The 24,015-nt window shown below is 70.5% G+C and carries 22 protein-coding genes; 12 read left to right on the top strand and 10 right to left on the bottom strand.

The genetic code is table 11. From position 1 onward, the window contains the following. Positions 1-178 precede the first annotated feature (178 nt). On the bottom strand, positions 179-1,705 hold the full coding sequence (locus tag ACZ4IF_RS25920) for a S8 family serine peptidase (protein ID WP_467566770.1): 1,527 nt from the start codon (positions 1,703-1,705) through the stop codon (positions 179-181). Between the two features lie 375 nt (positions 1,706-2,080). On the opposite strand from ACZ4IF_RS25920, the gene ACZ4IF_RS25915 reads away from it, so the two are divergent. The 3 genes from ACZ4IF_RS25915 to moaA all read left to right on the top strand — a co-directional run bounded on the left by ACZ4IF_RS25915 (position 2,081) and on the right by moaA (position 5,254). Continuing rightward, on the top strand, positions 2,081-2,437 hold the full coding sequence (locus ACZ4IF_RS25915; protein WP_028803298.1) for a DUF485 domain-containing protein: 357 nt from the start codon (positions 2,081-2,083) through the stop codon (positions 2,435-2,437). After that, positions 2,434-4,053, top strand: coding sequence for a solute symporter family protein (locus tag ACZ4IF_RS25910; protein ID WP_467566767.1), 1,620 nt, complete (start codon positions 2,434-2,436; stop codon positions 4,051-4,053). The genes ACZ4IF_RS25915 and ACZ4IF_RS25910 overlap by 4 nt, the downstream gene beginning before the upstream one ends. Positions 4,054-4,264: 211 nt before the next feature. After that, on the top strand, positions 4,265-5,254 hold the full coding sequence (gene moaA, locus ACZ4IF_RS25905) for a GTP 3',8-cyclase MoaA (RefSeq protein ID WP_467566764.1): 990 nt from the start codon (positions 4,265-4,267) through the stop codon (positions 5,252-5,254). A gap of 26 nt (positions 5,255-5,280) precedes the next feature. On the opposite strand, the gene ACZ4IF_RS25900 is transcribed toward moaA, so the two are convergent. Together ACZ4IF_RS25900 and ACZ4IF_RS25895 are read right to left on the bottom strand one after the other, a co-directional pair. Continuing rightward, a complete protein-coding gene (locus tag ACZ4IF_RS25900; RefSeq protein ID WP_028803295.1) occupies positions 5,281-5,526 on the bottom strand; it encodes a hypothetical protein in 246 nt (81 codons plus the stop codon). Between the two features lie 222 nt (positions 5,527-5,748). Next, positions 5,749-6,135 (bottom strand): DUF3099 domain-containing protein, encoded by a 387-nt coding sequence (locus ACZ4IF_RS25895; protein ID WP_467566761.1) that lies wholly within the window; start codon positions 6,133-6,135, stop codon positions 5,749-5,751. 245 nt (positions 6,136-6,380) lie between these two features. Between ACZ4IF_RS25895 and ACZ4IF_RS25890 the strand changes: the two genes are divergently transcribed. Next, on the top strand, positions 6,381-6,662 hold the full coding sequence (locus ACZ4IF_RS25890; RefSeq protein WP_095933381.1) for a GlsB/YeaQ/YmgE family stress response membrane protein: 282 nt from the start codon (positions 6,381-6,383) through the stop codon (positions 6,660-6,662). A 67-nt stretch (positions 6,663-6,729) separates the two neighbouring features. Here the strand turns inward: ACZ4IF_RS25890 and tyrS are convergent, their stop codons facing one another. The 3 genes from tyrS to ACZ4IF_RS25875 are packed head-to-tail and all read right to left on the bottom strand — an operon-like array spanning position 6,730 to position 10,965. Next, positions 6,730-7,998 carry a tyrosine--tRNA ligase gene (gene tyrS, locus ACZ4IF_RS25885; protein WP_359500811.1) on the bottom strand — a complete coding sequence of 423 codons (1,269 nt, stop codon included), beginning with the start codon at positions 7,996-7,998 and terminating at the stop codon, positions 6,730-6,732. A 52-nt stretch (positions 7,999-8,050) separates the two neighbouring features. Further along, positions 8,051-9,445: a metallopeptidase TldD-related protein gene (locus ACZ4IF_RS25880; RefSeq protein WP_467566758.1), complete on the bottom strand. Its 1,395-nt coding sequence runs from the start codon at positions 9,443-9,445 to the stop codon at positions 8,051-8,053. Then, a complete protein-coding gene (locus ACZ4IF_RS25875) occupies positions 9,442-10,965 on the bottom strand; it encodes a TldD/PmbA family protein (RefSeq protein WP_095933378.1) in 1,524 nt (507 codons plus the stop codon). The genes ACZ4IF_RS25880 and ACZ4IF_RS25875 overlap by 4 nt, the downstream gene beginning before the upstream one ends. A 300-nt stretch (positions 10,966-11,265) precedes the next feature. On the opposite strand from ACZ4IF_RS25875, the gene fabG reads away from it, so the two are divergent. The 3 genes from fabG (at position 11,266) to ACZ4IF_RS25860 (ending at position 13,330) form a co-directional block, all read left to right on the top strand. After that, positions 11,266-11,970 carry a 3-oxoacyl-[acyl-carrier-protein] reductase gene (gene fabG, locus ACZ4IF_RS25870; protein ID WP_028803289.1) on the top strand — a complete coding sequence of 235 codons (705 nt, stop codon included), beginning with the start codon at positions 11,266-11,268 and terminating at the stop codon, positions 11,968-11,970. A 5-nt stretch (positions 11,971-11,975) separates the two neighbouring features. Further along, positions 11,976-12,743 (top strand): enoyl-ACP reductase FabI, encoded by a 768-nt coding sequence (gene fabI / locus ACZ4IF_RS25865; RefSeq protein ID WP_095933376.1) that lies wholly within the window; start codon positions 11,976-11,978, stop codon positions 12,741-12,743. Positions 12,744-12,946: 203 nt separating this feature from the next. Next, the gene (locus tag ACZ4IF_RS25860) at positions 12,947-13,330 is read left to right on the top strand and encodes a hypothetical protein (protein ID WP_359500818.1); all 384 of its coding nucleotides are present in this window, start codon (positions 12,947-12,949) and stop codon (positions 13,328-13,330) included. Here ACZ4IF_RS25860 and ACZ4IF_RS25855 read toward each other — a convergent pair. Further along, on the bottom strand, positions 13,305-14,000 hold the full coding sequence (locus ACZ4IF_RS25855; protein WP_095933374.1) for a FadR/GntR family transcriptional regulator: 696 nt from the start codon (positions 13,998-14,000) through the stop codon (positions 13,305-13,307). The genes ACZ4IF_RS25860 and ACZ4IF_RS25855 overlap by 26 nt on opposite strands. A gap of 111 nt (positions 14,001-14,111) precedes the next feature. On the opposite strand from ACZ4IF_RS25855, the gene ACZ4IF_RS25850 reads away from it, so the two are divergent. The 4 genes from ACZ4IF_RS25850 to ACZ4IF_RS25835 all read left to right on the top strand — a co-directional run bounded on the left by ACZ4IF_RS25850 (position 14,112) and on the right by ACZ4IF_RS25835 (position 16,807). Beyond that, positions 14,112-15,452 carry a CynX/NimT family MFS transporter gene (locus ACZ4IF_RS25850; RefSeq protein ID WP_467566754.1) on the top strand — a complete coding sequence of 447 codons (1,341 nt, stop codon included), beginning with the start codon at positions 14,112-14,114 and terminating at the stop codon, positions 15,450-15,452. A gap of 198 nt (positions 15,453-15,650) precedes the next feature. Beyond that, positions 15,651-15,767, top strand: coding sequence for an SGM_5486 family transporter-associated protein (locus ACZ4IF_RS25845; protein WP_095933372.1), 117 nt, complete (start codon positions 15,651-15,653; stop codon positions 15,765-15,767). A 193-nt stretch (positions 15,768-15,960) separates the two neighbouring features. Next, entirely contained in the window at positions 15,961-16,176 is a 216-nt protein-coding gene (locus ACZ4IF_RS25840) for a hypothetical protein (RefSeq protein WP_095933371.1), read from the top strand. Positions 16,177-16,288: 112 nt separating this feature from the next. Next, positions 16,289-16,807, top strand: a complete 519-nt coding sequence (locus ACZ4IF_RS25835; protein ID WP_467566751.1) for a SixA phosphatase family protein — start codon at positions 16,289-16,291, stop codon at positions 16,805-16,807. A gap of 73 nt (positions 16,808-16,880) precedes the next feature. On the opposite strand, the gene serB is transcribed toward ACZ4IF_RS25835, so the two are convergent. Both serB and ACZ4IF_RS25825 read right to left on the bottom strand, forming a co-directional pair. Next, entirely contained in the window at positions 16,881-18,092 is a 1,212-nt protein-coding gene (serB, locus tag ACZ4IF_RS25830) for a phosphoserine phosphatase SerB (protein ID WP_467566749.1), read from the bottom strand. A gap of 196 nt (positions 18,093-18,288) precedes the next feature. After that, the gene (locus tag ACZ4IF_RS25825; RefSeq protein WP_467566746.1) at positions 18,289-20,208 is read right to left on the bottom strand and encodes a streptophobe family protein; all 1,920 of its coding nucleotides are present in this window, start codon (positions 20,206-20,208) and stop codon (positions 18,289-18,291) included. Between the two features lie 241 nt (positions 20,209-20,449). Here ACZ4IF_RS25825 and ACZ4IF_RS25820 point away from each other — a divergent pair, with 241 nt between their 5' ends. Beyond that, positions 20,450-22,948, top strand: coding sequence for an ABC transporter ATP-binding protein/permease (locus ACZ4IF_RS25820; RefSeq protein WP_467566743.1), 2,499 nt, complete (start codon positions 20,450-20,452; stop codon positions 22,946-22,948). Between the two features lie 110 nt (positions 22,949-23,058). Here the strand turns inward: ACZ4IF_RS25820 and ACZ4IF_RS25815 are convergent, their stop codons facing one another. After that, positions 23,059-23,808, bottom strand: coding sequence for a transglycosylase SLT domain-containing protein (locus tag ACZ4IF_RS25815; protein WP_467566740.1), 750 nt, complete (start codon positions 23,806-23,808; stop codon positions 23,059-23,061). Between the last annotated feature and the right edge of the window lie 207 nt (positions 23,809-24,015).

Raw genomic sequence — 24,015 nt, 5'->3', positions numbered from 1 at the left:
ACTATGCAGGGTGGACCGGATCAACATGAGAGGCGGCCGCCCCCACGGGCGCGGTTCTTCGCGCACGTCCGAGGAGTTCCTCCCCCCGGTGGACGAACCGGGCCGGGCGGTCGCGCCGCCCGGCCCGGTTCGTCGAGGTCGTGCCGCCTGCACGGCGCGACCGGCTTTGCGGTGACGGCTACTTGACCGCCCGCAGCGCGTTGACGATGCCCCAGCCGTAGAAGCCGTTCACACGCTTGCCGCCCGAGCAGGTGGCGTCGACGACGCCGTCGCCGTTCCCGTCGTACGGGTCGGTCGGGCAACCCGGGTTGTCGGCCTGCGCCTTGAGCAGCGCCTGGAGCTGTGCCGGGCCGGCCCAGGGGTACTTGGACTTCAGCAGCGCGGCCACACCGGCGACGTGCGGTGTCGCCATCGAGGTGCCCTGGAGGTAGCCGTACTGGTTGTTGGGCATGGTGGACAGGATCCGACCGTTCTTCGACGGCGTGTCCGGGATCTGGTACCGGTCGCCGCCGGGCGCGGACACGTCGATGACGCCGTCGCCGTAGCTGGAGAAGTACGACTTGGCGCCCTTCACACCGGTCGAGCTGACCGTGACGACACCCGGCAACTGGGTCGGCACGTCGAAGCACTTGTGGGGGTCGACGGTGCGGGTGACCGGTGTCGAGTCGTCGGGGCTGGACGCGTCGGTGAGGGCGTCGGAGTCCAGGTCGTCGTTGGAGTTGCCGGCCGCGGCGACGTTCAGCGTGCCCTTCTTCTGGGCGTAGGTCTGGGCCCGGTTCACCGCGTCGACGATGGCCCGCTGGTCGGGGTCGTCGAGGCAGTTGTAGAGCCACGGGTCCACGTAGTAGCTGTTGTTGGTGATCTCGACACCGTGGTCGGCGGCGAACACGAAGGCGCAGACGACGCTTTCGGGATAGAAGAGCTGCGTGGAGTCCGGCTGGGCCACCGTGATGCCCGAGACCTTCACTCCGGGCGCCACACCCGCGACGCCGACGCCGTTGCGGGCCGCCGCGATCTCGCCCGCGACATGCGTGCCGTGGTAGTGGTCGGCGTCGACCGGACGCCAGGAACCGTACGTGGTGTCCGGCTTGCCGCCCACACAGTTCGCGGACTGCGACGGCGAGAAGTTCGGGGCGATGTCCGGGTGGGTGTCGTCGACGCCGACGTCGATCACGGCGACCGTCACCTTCTTGCTGCCCGGGTTGATCTTCGCCGCCTTGTCGGCGCCTATCGCGCGCAGGTCCCACTGGTCGGCCTCGAGGGGTTCCTCGTCCGCCGTGGCGGCGCGCGAGACCTTGGCGGCCTCGGCGGCCGACAGCACCTGCGCGGAACCCTCGTCCGTCGTCCCCGCGGGCGTCAGCGGCGAGGTGCGCGTCGCACCCGCGGACTGCACTCCGCGCACCGTCCGGATCTGCTTCCCGAAGTCCGGGTTGGCGGAGTGGACGACGATCACACCGATCTGCTCGTACGCGATGACGACACTGCCACCGGCCGCCTTGATCGCCTTCCTCACCGACTCGATCGTCCGGTGGTCCGTCCGGGTGTTGACCACGTACGACAGGTTGGGTCCGTCCGCGGTGGTCGCGGCGGGAGCGCCGAGGGGGGCGGCGGAGGCGGCACCCGGCAGGAAGCCGAGCGAGGCCGTGAGCGACAGCACGACCGGTACGGCGAGGCCGAGGCGGCGTCTGGATCGCAGATGAGCCATGGGATCTCCACATCATCCGGAAAACGAAGCTGCCCGAACACAGGTGGTGCCCGGGCAGGTGCATGACGGAGTGGTGCAGGGCGAAAGCTATCCCCGGTCCGAGCTGGGCAGCAACGACTTCCGGCGATGACTTCCGAAAGAAGTCGGGGGAGTTGAACCGGTCCACGCGTGGCGCCGTGACCTTGAGCAGGGAGCCCGAGGACGATCGAGCCCCCTGACGGATCACTTACGAGAGCCTTATGATCACGCCCCGTCATGTGATCCATATCACTGTGAGGTCAGAACTGCATGTCCGTAAGCGAGCCGTCCCCGTCCGCGAGCCCCGGCTCGCCCCCGTCCACCGTCGCAACAGCACCCGCAACGCGAGGAGACAACGTGGCCACCGACGCACCGCCACCCTCGAAAGCCGGAACACCCCTCCCCTCCACCGAGGAGTTCGTCCAGGTGCAGGAGAGCGCCGAATTCGGTGAACTGCGCAGCTCCTACCGCTCCTTCGCCTTCCCGCTGACCGTCGGTTTCATCGTCTGGTACCTGCTGTACGTCCTGCTGTCGAACTACGCGGGCGACTTCATGGGCACCAAGCTGTTCGGCAACATCAACGTCGCCCTGGTGCTCGGCCTCGGGCAGTTCCTCACCACGTTCCTCATCGCCTGGTGGTACTCGCGGCACGCCGCCGCCAAGCTCGACCCCAAGGCCGAGGCGATCAAGTCCCGGATGGAGGGCGGCGCATGAGCCCCGCGATCACCCTGGCCGCAGGCGAGGCCAGCGAGCACCGGCCGCTGATCATCACCCTGTTCGCGGTGTTCGTCGCCGCGACCCTCGTCATCACCGTCTGGGCCGGCCGCCAGACCAAGGACGCCTCCGACTTCTACGCGGGCGGCCGTCAGTTCACCGGCTTCCAGAACGGTCTCGCGGTCTCCGGCGACTACATGTCCGCCGCGTCCTTCCTCGGCATCGCGGGCGCGATCGCCCTCTTCGGCTACGACGGCTTCCTCTACTCCATCGGCTTCCTGGTCGCCTGGCTGGTGGCCCTGCTCCTGGTCGCCGAGCCGCTGCGCAACTCCGGCCGGTACACCATGGGCGACGTCCTCGCGTACCGCATGCGCCAGCGCCCGGTGCGCACCGCCGCGGGCACCTCCACGATCGTCGTCTCGATCTTCTACCTGCTGGCCCAGATGGCGGGCGCGGGTGTCCTCGTGTCCCTGCTCCTCGGCATCACCAGCGACGGCGGCAAGATCGGCATCGTCGCCCTCGTCGGCGTCCTGATGATCGTGTACGTCACCATCGGCGGCATGAAGGGCACCACCTGGGTGCAGATGGTCAAGGCGGTGCTGCTCATCGTCGGCGCCCTCCTGCTCACCTTCCTGGTTCTGCTGAAGTTCGACTTCAACATCTCCGACCTGCTCGGCAAGGCCGCCGACAACAGCGGCAAGGGCGCGCCCTTCCTGGAGCCCGGGCTCAAGTACGGCGCGACCTCGACCACCAAGCTGGACTTCATCTCGCTGGGCATGGCGCTGGTCCTCGGCACCGCGGGCCTGCCGCACATCCTGATCCGCTTCTACACCGTGCCCACGGCCAAGACCGCGCGGAAGTCCGTGAACTGGGCGATCGGCCTCATCGGCGCCTTCTACCTGATGACCCTCGCCCTCGGCTTCGGCGCCGCCGCGCTGATCAAACCGGACGAGATCATCGCGTCCAACAAGGCGGGCAACACGGCGGCCCCGCTGCTCGCGCTGCATCTGGGAGGCGTCGACTCCAACTGGGGCGCGATCCTGCTCGCCTCCATCTCGGCCGTCGCCTTCGCCACGATCCTCGCCGTCGTCGCGGGACTGACGCTCGCCTCGTCCTCGTCGTTCGCGCACGACATCTACGCGAACGTCATCAAGAAGGGCCAGGCGTCGGAGAAGCAGGAGATGAAGGCCGCCCGGTACGCGACGGTCGGCATCGGCGCCGTGTCCATCCTGCTGGGTGCCCTCGCCCGCGACCTGAACGTCGCCGGCCTGGTCGCACTGGCCTTCGCCGTCGCCGCCTCCGCCAACCTGCCGACGATCCTCTACAGCCTGTTCTGGAAGAGGTTCACCACGCAGGGCGCCCTCTGGTCGATCTACGGCGGTCTGGTCACCGCGGTCGGCCTGGTGCTGTTCTCGCCGGTCGTGTCCGGCAAGCCCACCTCGATGTTCCCGGACGTCGACTTCCACTGGTTCGCGCTGGAGAACCCGGGGCTCATCTCCATCCCGGTCGGCTTCCTGCTGGGCTGGCTCGGCACGATCCTGTCGAAGGAGGAGCCGGACGCCGGGAAGTACGCGGAGCTGGAGGTCCGCTCGCTCACCGGAACCGGGGCGCACTGAGCACGCGCCGCCACGGCCGCCGGGACCGCACCGGGCCCCGGCCCGGCCCGTACCGGTTCCCCATCCGGACCGTACCGCTCGCGGCCGCGTCGTAGATCCCTACGACGCGGTCGCGTCGCACCTCGTGGGATCGGGCCGCTGTCGATGTCCGTCCCGTCACGTAGGCTCGCAGTGTCAGGCAAAGTGATCCGCATAGCGGGAGGGGGCCCACGTGCTCATCGACACCTACGGCCGGGTGGCCACCGACCTGCGTGTCTCGCTGACGGACCGCTGCAACCTGCGGTGCACGTACTGCATGCCCGAGGAGGGCCTGCAGTGGTTGTCCAAGCCGGACCTGCTCACGGACGACGAGATCGTCCGGCTGATACGCGTGGCTGTCACCGATCTCGGCATCACCGAGGTCCGTTTCACCGGCGGTGAGCCCCTGTTGCGCCCAGGTCTGGCCGGCATCGTGGAGCAGGTCGCCGCGCTCGACCCCCGCCCCCAGATGTCCCTGACGACCAACGGCATCGGCCTGAAGCGCACCGCGACGGCCCTCGAGGCGGCGGGCCTGGACCGGGTGAACGTCTCGCTGGACACCCTGCGCCCCGATGTCTTCAAGACCCTCACGCGCCGTGACCGCCACAAGGACGTCCTCGAAGGTCTCGAAGCCGCCCGGGACGCCGGCCTGACCCCGGTCAAGGTCAATTCGGTCCTCATGCCCGGACTGAACGACGACGAGGCACCCGACCTGCTCGCCTGGGCGGTGGAGCACGACTACGAACTCCGCTTCATCGAGCAGATGCCCCTGGACGCCCAGCACGGCTGGAAGCGCGAGGGCATGGTCACCGCCGGTGACATCCTCGCCTCACTGCGCACCCGGTTCGAGCTCACCCCGGAGGGTTCCGGCGAGCGGGGCTCCGCCCCCGCCGAGCGCTGGCTCGTCGACGGCGGACCGCACCGCGTCGGTGTGATCGCCTCGGTCACCCGCCCGTTCTGCGCGGCCTGCGACCGCACCCGGCTCACGGCCGACGGCCAGATCCGCACCTGCCTGTTCGCCACCGAGGAGACCGACCTGAGGGCCGCGCTGCGCTCGGACGCCCCCGACGAGGAGATCGCCCGGATCTGGCGGCTCGCGATGTGGGGCAAGAAGGCGGGCTCGGGCCTGGACGACCCGTCGTTCCTCCAGCCCGACCGACCGATGTCCGCGATCGGCGGCTAGTTCCGGGAGAGGTCGTCCGGCACTCCTTAGGCCCCTTCGGGCGCTTCCCAGTCCGCCAGTTTCACGACGTCCTTGAGGAACCCGCGCACACCGAGGAACTGAGACAGGTGCTCGCGATGCTCCTCGCACGCGAGCCACGTCTTGCGCCGCTCCGGCGTGTGCAGCTTCGGATTGTTCCAGGCGAGCACCCACACGGCGTCGGCACGACAGCCCTTGGCGGAGCACTGCGCGGTGGCGGGAGCGGATGACGGATCGGGCAGCGGGAGGTTCACGCCTCAACCCTAGACGGCCCCCAAAAGGCGACGCCGAGCAGCCACGGGGGGAGCTGCCCGGCGTCGGTCCGTCGCTCCGACGGGGGATGCGGAGCGCGTACGAAGTATGTCACGGGTAACCCGTCGCCCGGCACCGGAACAACATGATTGATCTGAGCTTTTCTTGAGCTTGATGCGCGACGGCGTTCCGTTTCGGAAGGAGTCCCGGTGGCCGGGCCGGGGTCAGTTCATGTCCTGCCGTTCGGCCCGCGAACCCCTGTCGGGATCGGCCGTGACGTCCTCCGGAACGTCTTCCGAAGGGGCGTCCTCACGCGGCGGCGCGATCATCGGACGGGTGGGGGCGGCGACGAATGTCGAGGGGAGCGACGGCGCGTTCTCGCGCCCCGCGTTGGCGATGACCACCGCGATGTAGGGGAGCACCAAGCCGAGCACCAGCGCGACGATCGCGACGTGCCGCTCCACGTTCCACAGGGTGGCCGCAAGGATCACGGAGACCGTGCGCACGGACATCGAGATGACGTAGCGGCGCTGCCGTCCGCGTACGTCCTCGTCCAGTCCCTGCCTGGCTCCGGTGATCCGGAAGACCTGGACATTGCTCTGCTTCCGCATCACGTTCCACCACCCGCCTGTGTCGGACGCTCCCCGGTCCGTACCCGGCCCGGACCTCGTCGAGGAAGCAGGTCCGAACAGCTCCACGTTACGCCGCGGCTGCGCCGCCTTCGAGACCGGGGCGGAGACCCGACGGGGTGGACCGGATGCGCCGTAGCGCGTACGGCGCCGCCCGACATGCGCCGTATGGCGGACAGGCCGAGACTGGGCGTACTGCTCATAGGGAGCCGCACTAGGAGGCAGACATGGGCTGGTTGTGGGCCATCATCGTCGGGTTCGTGCTGGGTCTGCTGGCCAAGGCGGTCCTCCCGGGCAAGCAGCACAGCCCTCTCTGGCTGACCACCATCTTCGGCATGCTCGGCGCCATCGCCGGCAACGCGATCGCCCAGGGGCTGGGCGTCGCCGAGACGCGTGGCATCGACTGGAGCCGGCACGCCTTCCAGCTCGTGGCGGCGATCATCATCGTCTTCCTCGGCGACATGGCCTACATGGCGGTGTGGGGCAACAAGAGGAAGCAGCGCGCCTGAGCGGGGCGCGTACGCACGGCGAAGGGGGCGGTCCCGACGGGACCGCCCCCTTCGTGCGTGTTCCGGCTCAGCCGCCCGTGACCTCGACGGCCGCCAGGTTCTTCTTGCCGCGGCGCAGCACGAGCCAGCGCCCGTGCAGCAGGTCCTCCTTGGCGGGGACCGCGTCCTCGCCGACGACCTTCACGTTGTTCACGTACGCGCCGCCCTCCTTGACCGTGCGGCGCGCGGCGGACTTGCTCGCCACCAGGCCGACCTCCGCGAAGAGGTCCACGACGGGACCGAGCTCGGCGACCTGGACGTGCGGCAGCTCGGAGAGGGACGCGGCCAGCGTCTTCTCGTCGAGCTCCGCCAGCTCGCCCTGGCCGAAGAGGGCCTTCGACGCGGCGATCACCGCGGCCGTCTGGCCGGCGCCGTGCACCAGCGTCGTCAGCTCCTCGGCCAGCGCACGCTGCGCGGCACGGGCCTGCGGACGCTCCTCGGTCTGCTTCTCCAGCTCCTCGATCTCCTCACGGGACCTGAAGCTGAAGATGCGCAGGAACTTGGAGACATCCCGGTCGTCCGCGTTCAGCCAGAACTGGTAGAACGCGTACGGCGTGGTCATCTCGGGGTCGAGCCAGACCGTGCCCGACTCCGTCTTGCCGAACTTGGTGCCGTCCGCCTTGGTGATCAGCGGAGTGCCCAGCGCGTGCACCACGGCGTCCGGCTCGACCCGGTGGATCAGGTCGGTGCCCGAGGTGAGGTTGCCCCACTGGTCGCTGCCACCGGTCTGCAGCGTGCAGCCGTACCTGCGGTACAGCTCCAGGAAGTCCATGCCCTGCAGGATCTGGTAGCTGAACTCGGTGTAGCTGATGCCCTCCTGGGACTCCAGGCGCCGGGCGACGGCCTCCTTGGTGATCATCTTGTTGACGCGGAAGTGCTTGCCCACGTCACGCAGGAACTCGATGGCCGACAGGCCCTGGGTCCAGTCCAGGTTGTTGACCATGACCGCCGCGTTCGGCCCCTCGAAGTCCAGCAGCGGCTGGATCTGGGCGCGCAGCCGCTCCACCCACTGGGCGACGACCTCGGGCGCGTTCAGCGTGCGCTCGGAGTTCGGCTTCGGGTCACCGATCAGACCGGTGGCACCACCGACCAGGCCCAGCGGACGGTTGCCCGCCTGCTGGATGCGGCGCATCGTCAGGATCTGCACGAGGTTGCCGAGGTGCAGGCTGGGCGCGGTCGGGTCGAAGCCGCAATAGAACGTGACGGGACCGTCCGCGAACGCCTTGCGCAATGCGTCCTCGTCCGTGGAGAGGGCGATCAGCCCGCGCCACTTCAGTTCGTCGACGATGTCCGTCACGGTCTTGTGTCTCCTTGAAAGCGAAGGATGGGCACCGGTCAGTCTAGGCGGGTCACACGCCCTGGCTGACCGAGCTCATGTTGAAGTCCGGCACCCGCAGCGCCGGCATCGCAGCACGAGTGAACCAATCGCTCCATTCACGCGGCAATGTCTTTTCCGTGCGCCCCGCCTCCGTGGCCCGCCCCAGCAGGTCCACCGGCGACTCGTTGAAGCGGAAATTGTTCACCTCGCCGACGACCTGGCCCTTCTCCACGAGGTAGACGCCGTCCCTGGTCAGCCCCGTCAGCAGCAGCGTCGCCGGGTCGACCTCGCGGATGTACCACAGGCAGGTCAGCAGCAGACCGCGCTCGGTGGCGGCGACCATCTCCTCCAGCGAGCGGTCCTCGCCCCCGTCCAGGACGAGGTTCCCGATCGACGGCGCCACCGGGAGCCCGGTCAGGTCCGCGCTGTGCCGGGTGGTGGACAGACGGTGCAGCGTGCCCTCGCGCACCCAGTCCGTCGCGGCCAGCGGCAGCCCGTTGTCGAACACGGAGGCGTCGTCCCCCGAGGAGTGCGCGAGGACGAACGGGGCCGTCTCCAGGCCCGGCTCGTTCGGGTCGCTGCGCAGCGTCAGCGGCAGCTCGGTGAGTTTCTCGCCGACGCGGGTGCCGCCCCCGGGCTTGCTGAACACGGTGCGGCCCTCGGCCGCGTCCCGGGCCGCGGCCGACCACATCTGGTAGATCAGCAGGTCGGCGACGGCGGTCGGCGGCAGCAGCGTCTCGTAGCGCCCCGCGGGCAGCTCGACGCGCCGCTTAGCCCAGCCGAGCCGCACCGCCAGCTCCGCGTCCAGCGCCGCCGGGTCCACGTCCTTGAAGTCCCGGGTCGAGCGCCCCGCCCACGCCGACCGCGTACGGTCCGGCGACTTGGCGTTGAGCTCCAGCGTGCCGTTGGGCTGGTCGTGCCGCAGCCGCAGCCCGGCCGACGTGCCCAGGTAGCTGGAGACCAGCTCGTGGTTCGCGAAACCGTACAGCTCGCGGCCGCCGTGCCGGGCGCGGGCGAAGGACTCGCCGAGCGCCGGCGCGAAGTCGGCGAAGACGGCGGACGACGTCTCGGCGGGCGCGTCCGTGAAGTCCGGGGACTCCGACACTCCCGTCACGAGCGGCTGTGCGTCCTCGGCGGGACCGGCACCGCGCGCGGCGGCCTCGGCGGCCCGCACCAGCGGCTCCAGCTCGTCGGCGGTCACGGCCGAGCGCGAGACGACCCCGGACGCGGTGCCCTCACGGCCGTCGACGGTCGCGATGACGGTCAGCGTGCGCCCGCGGGTGACGCCGTTCGTGGTGAGCGCGTTGCCCGCCCAGCGCAGGTTCGCCGTGGACTGCTCGTCGGCGATCACCACGCAGCCGTCGGCGCGGGACAGTTCGAGGGCGCGCTCGACGACCTCGTGCGGCTTGTTCGTACGAGCGGTCATCGACCGGCCTCCTGCGTGGTGTTGAGGATGTTCACGCCCTTGAAGAGGGCTGCCGGGCAGCCGTGCGAGACCGCGGCGACCTGGCCCGGCTGGGCCTTGCCGCAGTTGAAGGCACCGCCCAGGACGTACGTCTGCGGGCCGCCCACCGCGGCCATCGAACCCCAGAAGTCGGTGGTCGTGGCCTGATACGCGACATCCCGCAGCTGGCCGGTGAGCCGGCCGTTCTCGATCTTGAAGAAGCGCTGGCCGGTGAACTGGAAGTTGTAGCGCTGCATGTCGATCGACCAGGACCGGTCGCCGACCACGTAGATGCCGCGGTCCACGCTCCCGATCAGGTCCTCGGTGGACATCCCGGCCGGGTCCGGCCGGAGCGACACGTTGGCCATGCGCTGCACGGGCACGTGTCCGGGGGAGTCGGCGTACGCGCAGCCGTTGGACCGCTCGAAGCCGGTCAGCCGCGCGATGCGCCGGTCCAGCTGGTAGCCGACGAGCGTGCCGTCCTTGACCAGGTCCCAGGACTGTCCCGCGACACCCTCGTCGTCGTACCCGACGGTCGCGAGTCCGTGCTCGGCGGTGCGGTCACCGGTGACGTTCATCAGCTCGGAGCCGTACCGCAGCTTGCCCAGCTGGTCGAAGGTGGCGAAGGAGGTGCCGGCGTACGCCGCCTCGTAGCCCAGCGCGCGGTCCAGCTCGGTGGCGTGCCCGATGGACTCGTGGATCGTCAGCCAGAGGTTGGAGGGGTCGACCACGAGGTCGTACACGCCGGCGTCGACGCTCGGCGCCCGCATCTTCTCCGCGAGCAGTTCCGGGATCTGCGCGAGCTCCGACTCCCAGTCCCAGCCGGTGCCCGTCAGGTACTCCCAGCCGCGCCCGACCGGCGGCGCGAGGGTCCGCATCGAGTCGAACTCGCCGCTGGACTCGTCGACGGCCACGGCCGTGAGCTGCGGGTGCAGCCTGACCCGCTGCTGGGTGGTCACGGTCCCGGCGGTGTCGGCGTAGAACTTGTTCTCGTGCACGGTCAGCAGCGAGGCGTCGACGTGGTTGACGCCGTCGGCGGCCAGCAGCCGCGCGCTCCAGTCCGCGAGCAGCCCGGCCTTCTCCTCGTCGGGCACGGAGAAGGGGTCGATGTCGTACGAGGAGACCCACGTCTTCTCGGCGTGCACGGGCTCGTCCGCCAGCTCCACGACCTCCTCGGACCCGGCGGCCCTGATCACCTGGGCGGACAGCTTCGCCATCGCCACGGCCTGCGAGGCGACCTTCGCGGCGGCGTCCATCGTCAGGTCCACACCTGACGCGAAGCCCCAGGTCCCGCCGTGCACCACCCGCACCGCGTACCCGAGGTCCGTGGTGTCCGACGAACCGGCGGGCTTGGCGTCCCGCAGCCGCCAGGACGCGCTGCGCACCCGCTCGAAGCGGAAGTCCGCGTGCTCGGCGCCCAGGGCCCGCGCCCGCGCGAGCGCGGCGTCGGCCAGGGCGCGCAGCGGTAGCGCCGTGAAGGCTTCGTCGATGGAATGAGGCACCGAGGTCTCCCTGCTGTCGTGGCCTGTCGGATCCGATCATGTCGCGCGGGCGGGCCCGGCGGCCATGCCTTTCCTCCAGCAGGCGCAGGTTTCGGGCCGGTACGTCCGGCGGGCCGCGGGATTCGGCGGGCCGGCCGGGTCCCGGCCCCTGCCGAGCAGGGATTTCTGTAGGGACCCGACAGCGACTCCCCGGCGCCACTGTCGGTGCCCGATTCTCCGAGCGGCCTGCCGGACCGATAGGTTTCCGAGGAAGGCGCCTGTCTTGCAGGGGTTCCAGTCCGCTATCGAAAGGGTGATCCGTTGAGCCGCTCGGTTCTCGTCACCGGAGGAAACCGGGGCATCGGCCTCGCCATCGCCCGCGCGTTCGCCGACGCCGGCGACAAGGTCGCGATCACATACCGTTCCGGTGAGCCGCCGTCCGGCTTCCTGGCCGTCAAGTGCGACATCACCGACACCGAGCAGGTGGAGCAGGCCTACAAGGAGATCGAGGCCGAGCACGGCCCGGTCGAGGTCCTCGTCGCCAACGCCGGCGTCACCAAGGACCAGCTCCTGATGCGCATGTCCGAGGAGGACTTCACCTCGGTCATCGACACGAACCTCACCGGTGCCTTCCGCGTCGTCAAGCGCGCCAACCGCGGCATGCTGCGCGCCAAGAAGGGCCGCGTCGTCCTGATCTCGTCGGTCGTCGGACTGCTCGGTTCGGCGGGGCAGGCCAACTACGCCGCCTCCAAGGCCGCCCTGGTCGGCTTCGCGCGTTCCCTCGCCCGGGAGCTCGGCTCGCGCAACATCACCTTCAACGTCGTCGCGCCCGGTTTCGTCGACACCGACATGACCCAGGCGCTCACCGACGACCAGCGCGCGGGCATCGTGTCGCAGGTGCCGCTGGGCCGCTACGCGCAGCCCGAGGAGGTCGCCGCGACGGTGCGGTTCCTCGCCTCGGACGACGCCTCGTACATCACTGGAGCCGTCATCCCCGTTGACGGCGGACTGGGAATGGGTCACTGATCACCATGAGCGGAATTCTCGAGGGCAAGCGCGTCCTGATCACCGGTGTGCTGATGGAGTCCTCCATCGCCTTCCACACCGCCAAGCTGGCCCAGGAGCAGGGTGCCGAGATCATCCTGACCGCGTTCCCGCGGCCCACGCTGACCGAGCGCATCGCCAAGAAGCTCCCCAAGCCCACCAAGGTCATCGAGCTCGACGTCACCAACGAGGAGCACCTCGCCCGCCTCGCCGACGTCGTCGGTGAGGAGCTCGGCGGCCTGGACGGCGTGGTTCACTCCATCGGCTTCGCCCCGCAGGACGCACTCGGCGGCAACTTCCTCAACACGCCGTTCGAGTCGGTCGCCACGGCCATGCACGTCTCGGCGTTCTCCCTGAAGTCGCTGACCATGGCCTGCCTGCCGCTGATGCAGAACGGCGGATCGGTCGTCGGCCTCACCTTCGACGCCCAGTACGCGTGGCCGCAGTACGACTGGATGGGTCCGGCCAAGGCGGCCCTGGAGGCCACCAACCGCTACCTCGCCCGGGACCTGGGCAAGCAGAACGTGCGCTCCAACCTGATCTCGGCGGGCCCGATCGGCTCCATGGCCGCCAAGTCCATCCCGGGCTTCAGCGAGCTCGCCGCCGTGTGGGACACCCGCGCGCCCCTGGAGTGGGACCTCAAGGATCCGGAGCCGGCCGGCCGTGGTGTCGTCGCCCTGCTGAGCGACTGGTTCCCGAAGACCACGGGCGAGATCATCCACGTCGACGGCGGTCTGCACGCGATCGGCGCCTGACACCTCGCGACGCGTCGCCCCGGGACACCGGCGAGGCCTCCCGGCACGGCCCCGCGGACGCTCGTACCCGACGCCCCGTTCCCCGCAGCCGCGGGGGGCGGGGCGTCCCCCGTTCGGCCCAACAGACCGGGCGCCCGGGGTGGCCCGGCACGCACGATTGGAGTAGCACCGCCCCGCAGCCGTACGGCCGAGGAGGTCCCCTTGTGCGCCTGTCCCGCCGCTTTGCCCCGGTGTTCGCAGCTGTCGCTCTCGTGATGGCCGTGCCGTACGACGCGATACCCCACGCGCGCGTGGGACACGACGACGCCCAGAACCCCTCGACCGACGACGGCCGGCCCGCCGATCCCGAACCGTTCGGTGCCGAGTGCCGTACCACCATCGACGGCTCGCACGCCGTCGCGTACTGCCACAACCCCTATGTGGACACCGACCGCGTCCGTCTGCACGTCGAGTGCGACCGCTGGTGGGACATCGACACCGACAGCGCCCCGGCCGACGCCGGTGCAGCGGCCACGGTGAAGCTCACCGGCCGGTGCTGGAAGGAGATCCGTTCCGTCTGGGTCAGTCACCAGAAGCAGCCGAGCTGAACCTCCCGGGACGGCACAGGAACGGATAGCCCGCGGCCTCCGTGGCCGCCGCCTCCGCGTCGCCCGTGCGGATGGCGTCGACGAGCCGCGTGTGGTCCATGTACGTCTCCGGCGTCAGCTCCTCGCCGACGTCCTCGCGCAGCCAGTCCCGGAGCACCTCGCCCAGGTCCGCGTACATCGCCCTCATGACGTCGTTGTGGGACGCGGCCACCACCGCCAGGTGGAAGGTCGCGTCCGCTGTCACGAACGCCTCCGTGTCGCCCGACTCCCACGCCTCCTCGCGGCGCAGGAGCAGGGTGTCCAGCTGCTTGAGATCACGCTCGGTGCGCCGCTCGGCCGCCAGCTTCGCCGCGCTCGACTCCAGCGTGGAGCGCAGTTCGGCGATGTGCCGCGGGTCCGCGTCCGCGAAGCGGCGGTGCATCACTCCGGCCAGTTCGCTGGTCGCCACGACGTAGGTGCCCGAGCCCTGACGGATGTCGAGCAGGCCGTTGTGGGCGAGGGCACGGACGGCTTCGCGGACGGTGTTGCGGGCGACGCCCAGCTGCTCGACGAGCTCCGGCTCGGTGGGGATGCGTGAGCCGACCGGCCACTCGCCCGAGGTGATCTGCGTCCGCAGCTCGGCGATGACCTGCTCGGACAGGGCCGAACGGCGTGGGTGGCTCAGCGGCATGTCGGTCCTTCGTACGGGCCCGGTGTGGTCGGTCGCACGGGGCCGGAGGTTTCGGAGATTAACGCAGGCGGATTGGACAGCCAATCATCCCATGATTCTATGATGGGCGACATGCCAAGCGAGGAGACCCGGACGATGACGTCCACACCGATACGCAGCTCCGAAGGGAGCACGGAATCCCGATCGCCCGCCACGCGCGCGTGGACGACGCGACTCGTGGTCGTCGGCATCGTCCTCACCGCGCTCAACCTGCGTCCGGCGATCACCAGCCTCGGCGCCCTCCTCGAAGAGGTGCGCGACGGCCTCGGCATGAGCGGCAGCCTCGCAGGGCTGCTCACCTCCGTACCGCCGCTCTGCTTCGCGGTCTTCGGTGTCATGGCGCCGCGGCTGGCCCGCCGCTTCGGGTCGGGCGCGGTCGTCTGCGCGGGCATGGCCGCCATCGCGGCGGGCCTGGCCATCCGCCCCTACGCGGGGAACACGGCCGGCTTCCTGGCCGCCAGCGCGCTCGCGCTCATGGGCATCGCCGTCAGCAACGTCCTGATGCCGGTCATCGTCAAGCGCTGGTTCCCGGACCGGGTCGGCTCCATGACCGGCCTGTACTCGATGGCCCTGGCGCTCGGCACCTCGGCCGCCGCGGCGGTGACGGTGCCCATGGCCGATGTCCTGGGCGGCAGTTGGCAGTCCGGGCTGGCGGTCTGGGCGGGGCTCGCGGCGGCGGCCGTGCTGCCGTGGCTCTTGCTCGCGCGCGCACGGGACGCGGAAGCCGGTGCCGGCCCCGCCCGGCGCGCCGGTTCCCGGGACGCGCGGGCGGACTCCGGGGCCGCCGCGGCGGCGGGATCCGAGCCGGACGGGCTGCGCATCACCCGCAGCCGTACGGCCTGGGCGCTCGCCGTCTTCTTCGGGCTCCAGGCCACCGCCGCCTACATCACGATGGGCTGGATGGCGCAGATCTTCCGCGACGCGGGCGTCTCGGCCGGCACCGCCGGACTGCTCCTCGCCGTCACGATGGTCATGGGCGTTCCGCTGGCCTTCCTCATCCCGCGCCTCGCCACGCGCCTGCCCCACCAGGGGCCGATCGTGCTCGCCCTCGGCGTCTGCGGGCTCGCCGGGTACGCCGGGCTCTACTTCGCGCCGGCGGGCGGCGCCTGGGCCTGGGCGCTGCTCCTCGGCGTCTCCAACTGTGCCTTCCCCCTCGCGCTCACCATGGTCGGCATGCGGGCCAGGACCGGGGCGGGCGTCGCCAAGCTGTCGGCCTTCGCCCAGAGCACCGGTTACCTGCTCTCCATCCCGGGCCCGCTGCTCGTCGGCGTGCTCTACCAGCACAGCGGCGGCTGGGGCCTGCCCCTCGCCCTCATGGCCGCGCTGATGATTCCGCAGATGGCGGTGGGCGTCCTGGCCGGCCGCGACCGCACGGTGGAGGACGAGGCGGCGGCGCAGGGCGCGCAGGGCTGAGACCGCGGCCCTGGGACGAGGCCATGGCCCGCGGGAGAGGCCGTGGTCCCCGGCCGAGACCGTGGCCCGCGGGGGAGGCCATGGCCCGCCAGGGGAGGAGGCCACGGCTCGGGGCGTGACGGCGGGGCCCGCACGCTGGCGGCCGGCGTCCCGGACCCCACCCTCCGAGGCCCGGACGAAGGGTGCGAGACTGGCCGTATGCCTGCGCTCGACCCGAACCCCCAGAACGGCCAGAAGAAGCTCCTGCTCGTGTTTGGAGCGATGCTGGCCATCACCGTGATCATCGGCATCATCGCGTCGATCGCCTCGCCGTGACCCGAGGCCCCCTCGGCCACCCGGGCCACGCGTCCCACCGCGATGGTGGGGCTATCCCCCCTGTCCCCTAGGGGGTGAGTGTCAGGGTCAAGTGGGTGGATCACCGGATGGGTTGAGCGCGCCCGAGTCCGTAGTTTCGAGATGTGGCCGCGAGGACGCCGGTCACGGACCACTCGAAGACCACGGAGGCGGCATGTCGGCCCGAACGCACACCCGGCCCCACCCGGCAACCCCGGGCCGCGTCGACATCCGTCTGCCCTGGTGGGCCCTGGCCCTGCCCACGCTCGCCTTCGTCACCCTGCTGCTCCTGATCCTCAACCCCGCCGACGCGCACGCCGCGGGCGGCGACCCCGCGATCACCCACGTCTTCGAGCAGGTCCAGCAGACAGTGCTCCACCGGGCGCCCTGAGTCACCGCACGTCCGGCCCGGCCCGCGCCGTCCGGGGGACCTCATCACCCCTGGCGGGTGAGCACGTCAACTCCCAGCGCCCCGTGGCGTGTTTCATGCGAAGCTGGAACGCATGAGCGTCGCAGAACCCCGCAGGATCATCCTCTTCCGGCATGCGAAAGCCGACTGGCCGCAGGTGGCCGACCACGAGCGGCCGCTCGCTGACCGGGGCCGCATGGACGCGGCCGTCGCCGGACGCAAGCTGGCCGACACCGGCATCACCTTCGACCTGGCCCTCTGCTCCACCGCGATCCGGACCCGCGACACCTGGAAGCTCGCGGTCCACGAACTCGCGCACCGGCCGAAAACAGTCTATGAGGAGCGGCTCTACGAAGCCTCGCCCGGCGAGCTGATCGCCGTGCTCAACGAAACCCCCGACGACGCGCGCCAGGTGGTCCTCATCGGCCACAACCCCGGGGTGCACGGCCTGGCCGAGATCCTGGCCGGCCAGGCCGAGGGCGACGCCCGCACCCGGATGAACAGCAGAGGGTTCCCCGCCGCCGCCTTCGCGGTGCTCACCTTCGACGGCTCCTGGAAGACCCTGGAGCCCGGCGTGGCCACCCTCGTCGACTACTGGGCGCCGACGGAGTGACCCGCCCGCCCTCGTGACGAAGGGGGGTCCGGCACCTTGTGCCGGACCCCCCTTCGTCATATCACCGGACGGGTCAGTGGTCGTCCGTGTGCATGTCCGCCGCCTCGACCTCTTCGCGGGTGACGCCCAGCAGATAGAGGACCGTGTCGAGGAACGGGAAGTTCACCGCCGTGTGTGCGGCCTCGCGCACCACCGGCTTCGCGTTGAACGCCACGCCGAGCCCGGCCGCATTGAGCATGTCCAGGTCGTTGGCGCCGTCACCGATCGCCACGGTCTGCGCGAGCGGGACACCCGCCTCGGCGGCGAACCGGCGCAGCAGCCGCGCCTTGCCCGCCCGGTCCACGATCTCGCCGGTGACCTTGCCGGTCAGCTTCCCGTCGACGATCTCCAGCGTGTTGGCCTGCGCGAAGTCGAGCCCGAGCCGTTCCTTCAGGTCGTCCGTGACCTGGGTGAACCCGCCCGACACGACGCCGACTTGGAAACCGAGCCGCTTCAGCGTACGGATGAGGGTGCGCGCGCCCGGCGTCAGCCGCACCTCCTCGCGCACCTTGTCCACCACGGAGGCGTCGAGCCCCTTGAGCAGGGCCACACGCGCGTGCAGCGACTGCTCGAAGTCCAGCTCCCCGCGCATCGCCGCCGCCGTCACCTCGGCGACCTCGGCCTCGCAGCCCGCGTGCGCCGCGAAGAGCTCGATCACCTCGTCCTGGATGAGCGTCGAGTCCACGTCCATGACGACCAGACGCTGGGCCCTGCGGTGCAGACCGGCCGCGACGACCGCGATGTCGACACCCAGCGCCGCCGCCTCCGTCACCAGCGCGGTGCGCAGCGCCTCGGTCTCCGTACCGGACACGGCGAATTCGACGGCCGTCACCGGGTACTTGGCGAGCCGGAAGATGCGGTCGATATTGCCGCCGGTCTTCGTGATCCGCGCGGCGATCGCGGCGGTCGACTCCGCGGTCAGCGGATGTCCGAGCACCGTGACGAGCGAACGTCCGAGCCCACGGGGCCGGTTGTCGCCGTGACCGGAGATGATCTCCGCCTGCATCTTCATCGACTCCGCCCAGCTGTGGACGGTGGCCCGCAGATCACCCTCGAGCCCGACGTGCGGCTCGGTCACGAGCGCGCACAGCACGATCCGGCCACGGGTGACGACCTGCTCGATGTCGACCACGCCGACGGAGAAGGCGGCGAGGGTGTCGAACAGTCCGGCGGTGATGCCCGGCCGGTCCTTGCCGAAGATCTTGACGAGGAGAGTGGGGACGTCGGAGGTCTGCGAAGCGCTCATGGTGCTTCCACCGTATCCGGCACCGAGTGCCTTCCGCCTTCCTGGTCCGCCTGGCGGACGGGGAACACTGGATGTCACCTGAGTGGCGCGCTCATGACCGTCCGCCGACGCCGTACCGCCCTCGCGTGCGCAAGGCGCCCGCACCCAGCGGGAACGGGGTCGTGCCGGTCGGACGCACGCGCGCGACGCGGGCCTGTCAGCGTCCTCCGCGGGGCCGGCGCGGAGGGGGCGTCCCCTCGTCCGGAGGCGGAGGCGGGGGAGGCGGCGGCGTCCCGCCCAGCCCCTGCCCGCCCGGCCGGGGCCGACGCGGAGGCGGCGGCCCGATGGGCCCGGCCACCGTCGGCGCACCGTACACATCGCCGGGCGCCGGTCCGCTCCCCGGCGACCGCGTGCCCTCGGAGGGCGGTCCGCCGTCCCGCGGTCCGGCTTCTCGTGAGGGCGGTCCGCCGTCCCTGGGTCCGGCTGCCCGCGAGCGCTGCCCGTCGCGTCCCGGTGCCGTGCCCGGCGCGGGCCCCCGCGCCCTCGCGCCGCCCGGCCTCCGCAACTCCTCCGGCAGCTGGAGGTAGGGATTCGTGTCCGGGTTCGGCGGCCGGTAGGAGGCCTGCGGACGGTAGGGCCCGGACTCCCCGGCAGGCACGGCGTACTCGGCCGCGGCCACCGGGCGACCCCCGACGTCACCCGGTGCCGAAGGCGCGGCCCTTCGTCCCGCGGCGCCGCTCGCGTACGCCAGCAGCGCCCCGGCCGCGCCCGCACCCGCACCCCACGCGACGCCGAGCAGCAGCGCGATGCCCAGGCGTCCGTGCAACTCGATCCCCGCGCCGAACGCGTCGAAGCCGAGCACCGACAGCGAGGCGTCCGCGGACACCTCCGTCAGCCACGCCATCAGGGGCAGTGCGGCCGCGGTCACCACCGCGAGCGGAAGAGCGCAGCGCCCTGCGAAGGACAAGGCACCCCTGCCCCGTACGTCTGCGGCAGCCGCGCCTCCCGCGACGGCGGCACCCGGGTCCCGTACAAAAGGCGTACGCGTCGCCGTCAGAACGCCCGCGAACAGCATCATGAGGGCGGTCGCGACACCCAGCAGCCACACCCGTCCGTCGAGTTCGGCGAGACGGCCCAGGGTGACGGGCCGGCCGGAGTCGACACCGAGCAACCGGTCCAGCGGGTCGGGGAGCAGCTTGGCGAGTTCGCCCGTGGCCCTGCCGTCCCACGGCACGAAGAGGCCGACGGGCACGCCGAGCCACACGCCGTTGGGCGCACCGAGCAGGGCGGCCCCGGCGATCCGCTTCGGGTGGTCGTCGCCGATCGCCGCGTACGCCGCCGCGGCGAGCCCGGCCAGGACGGCGACCAGCAGCACCGTGACGAGTGCGGAGGCGGCCGGCCGCACCACGCGGTGCACGACCTCCCAGCCGCGCGGCAGCGGTGTGCGCCGCGAGGCCAGCAGAGCGATCACCAGGACCCCGGCCGCCCACGCCGCACCGCCCAGCAGCGTGGGCACCGTGTCGACGGTGAACCCCACGGCCGCCTTCGCGTCGACCAGGTCGCCGATCCTGTCGGGGAGCAGTCCGCCCAGGTCGCCCAGTCCGCCGGGGAGTTTGTCGGTGATGTCGCCGAGTCCGCCCCCGCCCGCGACCCGGTCGAGCCCGAGCTTGCTCCCGTCGATCGTGATGACGTCATGACCGGCCCAGGCGAGGCCGCCCAGCGTGGCGACGAAGAGCACCACCACCGAGGCCCCACGCGCGAGGAGTTCGGACGGAGAGATCACAACTCCCGCCCCGCGCAAGGACCTCAGGAAGAACCAGGCCAGCAGCAGCGCACCGACCAGGCCCACACCCAGCGGTGTGACCTGGATCGTGGTGTGCGCCTCCGCTCCCTTCAGGCCGAAGGCCGACACGTCGCCCGACGGCTTGACCGCGCCGTTCGCCCCAAGTGCCACCACCGCCGCGGTCATCGGCCCCAGCGAGCCCGCCGAGTCCGCCCCGAGCAGATGCAGACCGAGCGCGGCCGTACCGGCCATGCCGATCAACGCCCAGCTCACGGAGGCGATCGCGGACAGTGCCACGTCTCCCCACGGCACGCTCCTGGTGCCCGCCTCGTGGTCCGCGGTCCCGATGCTCATCGTCAGACCCCCCGATCCGCGCCGCGGCGATCCACCGCGGATGTCCCCCTCGCGTGGGATTACCACTCTCCGGGCCGGTTTCAACCCCGTCAACGGAAACGGGCAACCCGCCCGTACTCATCCTTCACAAGGCCCGACTTTCGGTCGGGGGGCTCCTACTGAAATAGTTCCCCACGATGTTCGACATCCCTAGACTCCCTGTGATGGGGGTAACTCGGGGGACAACTCAGTGGGGCATGGAGTGCCGGAACTCGTACTGGAATTGAATGGACGGACCTGGACGCTCGATGCGTCCAGGCCACACACCCTCGGACGCGATCCGCAGGGGGACATCGTGCTCGACGACGCCAGGGTGTCCTGGCGTCACGCCACGATCAGCTGGGGCGGCCGCAGTTGGGTCATCGAGGACCACGGCAGCACCAACGGCACATTCGTGCAGGGCCAGCGGATCCACCAGATGGAGATCGGCCCGGGCTCGGCCGTGCACCTGGGCAACGCGACCGACGGGCCGCGCCTGAACGTGTCGGGTGCCGCCGCCTCGGTCGCGCAGCCGCAGCAGCAGCCGTACGCCGCGCAGGGCGCGAGCCCCGGCTGGGCTCAGCAGCCGCAGCAGCAGGCGCCCGACCAGAGCTGGCAGCAGCCGCAGCAGTCGGCACCGAGTGTGCCGCAGCAGCAGGGACCCGGTGGAGCCGCGGGGGCGCCGCCGGTCTACGGCGACCGCAGCCCGACGACCTTCCACCAGTTCTCGCTCGGCCGCGTGATGCGCATCGGCCGTGCGCTGGAGAACGAGCTGGTCGTCTCCGACCTCCAGGTCTCGCGCCACCACGCCGAGTTCCACGCGACGCCCGACGGCCGCTTCGAGATCCGTGACCTCGGCTCGCACAACGGCACGTACGTCAACGGTATGCCGATCGCCAAGGGCGGTTCGGCGCTGCTCGGCCCGAACGACATCGTCGGCGTCGGCCACTCGACGTTCCGCCTCGTCGGAGACCGCCTCGAGGAGTTCGTCGACACCGGTGAGGTCTCCTTCTCGGCCCGCCACCTGACCGTGACGGTCGACGGCGGCAAGCAGATCCTCAAGGACGTCTCCTTCGGCGTGCCGGAGAAGTCGCTCATCGCGGTCATCGGCCCGTCCGGTTCCGGCAAGTCGACGCTGCTGAAGGCGCTCACCGGCTACCGGCCCGCCAACCAGGGCGACGTCCTCTACGACAACCGGAACCTGTACAAGCAGTTCGCCGAGCTGCGTCAGCGCATCGGTCTGGTCCCGCAGGACGACATCCTGCACAAGGAACTGACCGTCAAGAAGGCCCTCAAGTACGCGGCCAAGCTGCGCTTCCCCGCCGACACCACGGCCGAGGAGCGCGAGGCCCGCATCGACGAGGTGCTGCGCGAACTGAAGCTGGACATCCACAAGGAGAAGAAGGTCACCTCCCTCTCCGGTGGCCAGCGCAAGCGTGTCTCGGTGGCTCTGGAGCTGCTCACCAAGCCGTCGCTGATCTTCCTGGACGAGCCGACCTCCGGCCTCGACCCGGGCATGGACCGTGACGTCATGCAGCTGCTGCGCGGCCTCGCCGACGACGGCCGTACGGTCCTCGTCGTCACGCACTCCGTGGCCGAGCTGGCGATCTGCGACAAGCTCCTCGTCATGGCGCCCGGCGGCTCCGTGGCCTACTTCGGCCCGCCGGAGGAGGCGCTGAACTTCTTCGGCTACGACACCTGGGCCGATGTGTTCTCCGCCTTCGAGAACTACCGCGACTACGACTGGGCGGGCCGCTGGAAGGGCTCGCAGCACTACCAGATGTACGCCGCGGACATCGACGCGGTCGCCCCGCAGTCGACGCAGATGCCGCCGCCGCAGGCGATGAAGCCGCCGAAGCCGCAGAGCTGGGGCTCCCAGCTGATGACCCTGATCCGCCGCTATGTCTCGGTGATCGCCTCCGACAAGGGCTTCCTGGCGCTGACGGTGATCCTGCCGGCGGTGCTGGGCGCGGTGAGTCTGCTCATCGACTCGGACAAGACGCTGCTGGTCAACCCGATCATCACGAAGGGGGGCTTCCACGTCGCCAACGGCACGGCCACGACGGTGCTCCTCATCCTCGCGGTCGGCGCGTGCTTCGCCGGCGCCGCCAACTCCGTCCGCGAGCTGATCAAGGAGCGGGTGATCTACGAGCGGGAGCGCGCGACGGGTCTGTCACGTTCCGCGTATCTCATGTCCAAGGTCATCGTCCTCGGCGTGATCACCATGCTGCAGGGTGCCTTGATCGGTGCCATCGGCTTCGGCAGCCGCACGGTCCCGGAAGAGGGCCTGATCCTGACGGGCCTGCCCAAGGTCGAGCTCACCATCCCGATCATGGCCCTCGGCTTCGCGTCGATGATGTTCGGCCTGGTCATCTCCTCGCTGGTGAAGACCGCCGAGAAGACCATGCCGCTGCTGGTCATGTTCGCGATCGTCCAGGTCGTCTTCACCGGCTGTCTGTTCATCCTGAACGGCACGCCCGGCGTCAACCAGTTCTCGTACCTGATGCCGGCCCGCTGGGCTGTCGCCGCATCCGGTACGACGCTGGACTTCAACAACATCTTCCCGAACCAGGACGACCCGAGCAGTACGGACCCGCTGTGGGACCACACGGCCGGGGCCTGGACCCTGGACATGGTCGCCCTGATCGTCCTCGGCGTGCTCTGCGGCTTCTTCGTGGCCCGCTTCCTGCGCCGCCACGAGCCCGAGGTCATGCGCAAGTAGTCGCGCGGACCGGCTGCCCGCAGACGCGGTCCGGCCGGCACGGGCGAAGGGCGGCACCCCGACCGGGGTGCCGCCCTTCGGCGTCTGCGTGGGAGCTCCGCGCCAAGCCCTCAGTAGGCGCTGTTGACGTTGTCCATCGAGCCGTACTTGTCGGCCGCGTAGTTGGCGGCGGCGGTGATGTTGGCGACCGGGTCGTAGATGTTCCACGAGGTGCCGGGCACGTGATAGGCGTTGAAGGTCGGCTGGATGACCTGCAGCAGACCCTTCGACGGGATGCCGTTGATCGCGTTGATGTCCCAGCCGTTGATGGCGTTCGGGTTCCCCGACGACTCCCGCATGATGTTGCGGTACAGGCCGTTGTAGGTGCCCGGGATGCCGTGCTTGGCCATGATCGAGAGGGACTTGCGGATCCAGCCGTCGAGGTTGTTGGTGTAGGTCGTCGCGGCGACCGTCTCGACGTGGATCGGCGCGGAGCGGCCGGCGGCCAGCGTCGTCACACGGGATTCCGCGGCCTGCTGCTCGGCGAGGGCCTCGGCCTTCTGCGCGGCCTTGGCGGCGGCGGCCTTCTTCGAGGCGGCGGCGTCGGCGACGGCCTTCTGCTTCGCGGCGATGTCCTGGGTCTTCAGGTCCTTGGCGGCCAGCTGGTCGGTGATGCGGGCCTTGACGTCCTGGATGTGCGTCTCGCTGTAGGAGACCGGGGCCGGGGCGACGGCGACGTCGGTCGTGGTGGTCCCCGAGTGACCCGGTACCAGCGAGAACCCGAGGGCAGCGGCGCCGAGGGTGGCGACACCTGCGAGCGAGAGCTTGCGGACCTTGGTCAGCTTCGGACTATGTCCAGGAGTGGTGTTGTTCTTGGGCATGGCTGATGGACCTCTTCGAATAGCGCGGAGGTCGCTCGGGGCCCGGTGGGGGACAAATCGTTTCCGGAACGAACACCGTGGGGCGAAACCCTCGGTGCTGAGCGACGGAGGCAATTCTTAGCGGCCGCAAAATCCTGTGGCAAAGGTGTGACGTACGAAGCCGGATAGTGGGAGCGGAACGGGCAAATCGGGGCAGACTGTCACGTC

It is taken from the genome of Streptomyces sp. NPDC025784 (genome assembly GCF_055558435.1).
Note: the sequence above shows the minus strand (reverse complement) of the source record. Positions and strands in the feature narration are given on the sequence as shown.

What these genes read in the sequence shown, in the direction of transcription:
- ACZ4IF_RS25920 (WP_467566770.1), bottom strand. Translation starts at nt 1,705, where the DNA reads ATGGCTCATCTGCGATCCAGACGCCGCCTCGGCCTCGCCGTACCGGTC.
- ACZ4IF_RS25910 (WP_467566767.1), top strand. Translation starts at nt 2,434, where the DNA reads ATGAGCCCCGCGATCACCCTGGCCGCAGGCGAGGCCAGCGAGCACCGG.
- ACZ4IF_RS25895 (WP_467566761.1), bottom strand. Translation starts at nt 6,135, where the DNA reads ATGCGGAAGCAGAGCAATGTCCAGGTCTTCCGGATCACCGGAGCCAGG.
- ACZ4IF_RS25890 (WP_095933381.1), top strand. Translation starts at nt 6,381, where the DNA reads ATGGGCTGGTTGTGGGCCATCATCGTCGGGTTCGTGCTGGGTCTGCTG.
- ACZ4IF_RS25880 (WP_467566758.1), bottom strand. Translation starts at nt 9,445, where the DNA reads ATGACCGCTCGTACGAACAAGCCGCACGAGGTCGTCGAGCGCGCCCTC.
- fabI (WP_095933376.1), top strand. Translation starts at nt 11,976, where the DNA reads ATGAGCGGAATTCTCGAGGGCAAGCGCGTCCTGATCACCGGTGTGCTG.
- ACZ4IF_RS25855 (WP_095933374.1), bottom strand. Translation starts at nt 14,000, where the DNA reads ATGCCGCTGAGCCACCCACGCCGTTCGGCCCTGTCCGAGCAGGTCATC.
- ACZ4IF_RS25850 (WP_467566754.1), top strand. Translation starts at nt 14,112, where the DNA reads ATGCCAAGCGAGGAGACCCGGACGATGACGTCCACACCGATACGCAGC.
- ACZ4IF_RS25845 (WP_095933372.1), top strand. Translation starts at nt 15,651, where the DNA reads ATGCCTGCGCTCGACCCGAACCCCCAGAACGGCCAGAAGAAGCTCCTG.
- ACZ4IF_RS25840 (WP_095933371.1), top strand. Translation starts at nt 15,961, where the DNA reads ATGTCGGCCCGAACGCACACCCGGCCCCACCCGGCAACCCCGGGCCGC.
- ACZ4IF_RS25835 (WP_467566751.1), top strand. Translation starts at nt 16,289, where the DNA reads ATGAGCGTCGCAGAACCCCGCAGGATCATCCTCTTCCGGCATGCGAAA.
- serB (WP_467566749.1), bottom strand. Translation starts at nt 18,092, where the DNA reads ATGAGCGCTTCGCAGACCTCCGACGTCCCCACTCTCCTCGTCAAGATC.
- ACZ4IF_RS25825 (WP_467566746.1), bottom strand. Translation starts at nt 20,208, where the DNA reads ATGAGCATCGGGACCGCGGACCACGAGGCGGGCACCAGGAGCGTGCCG.
- ACZ4IF_RS25815 (WP_467566740.1), bottom strand. Translation starts at nt 23,808, where the DNA reads ATGCCCAAGAACAACACCACTCCTGGACATAGTCCGAAGCTGACCAAG.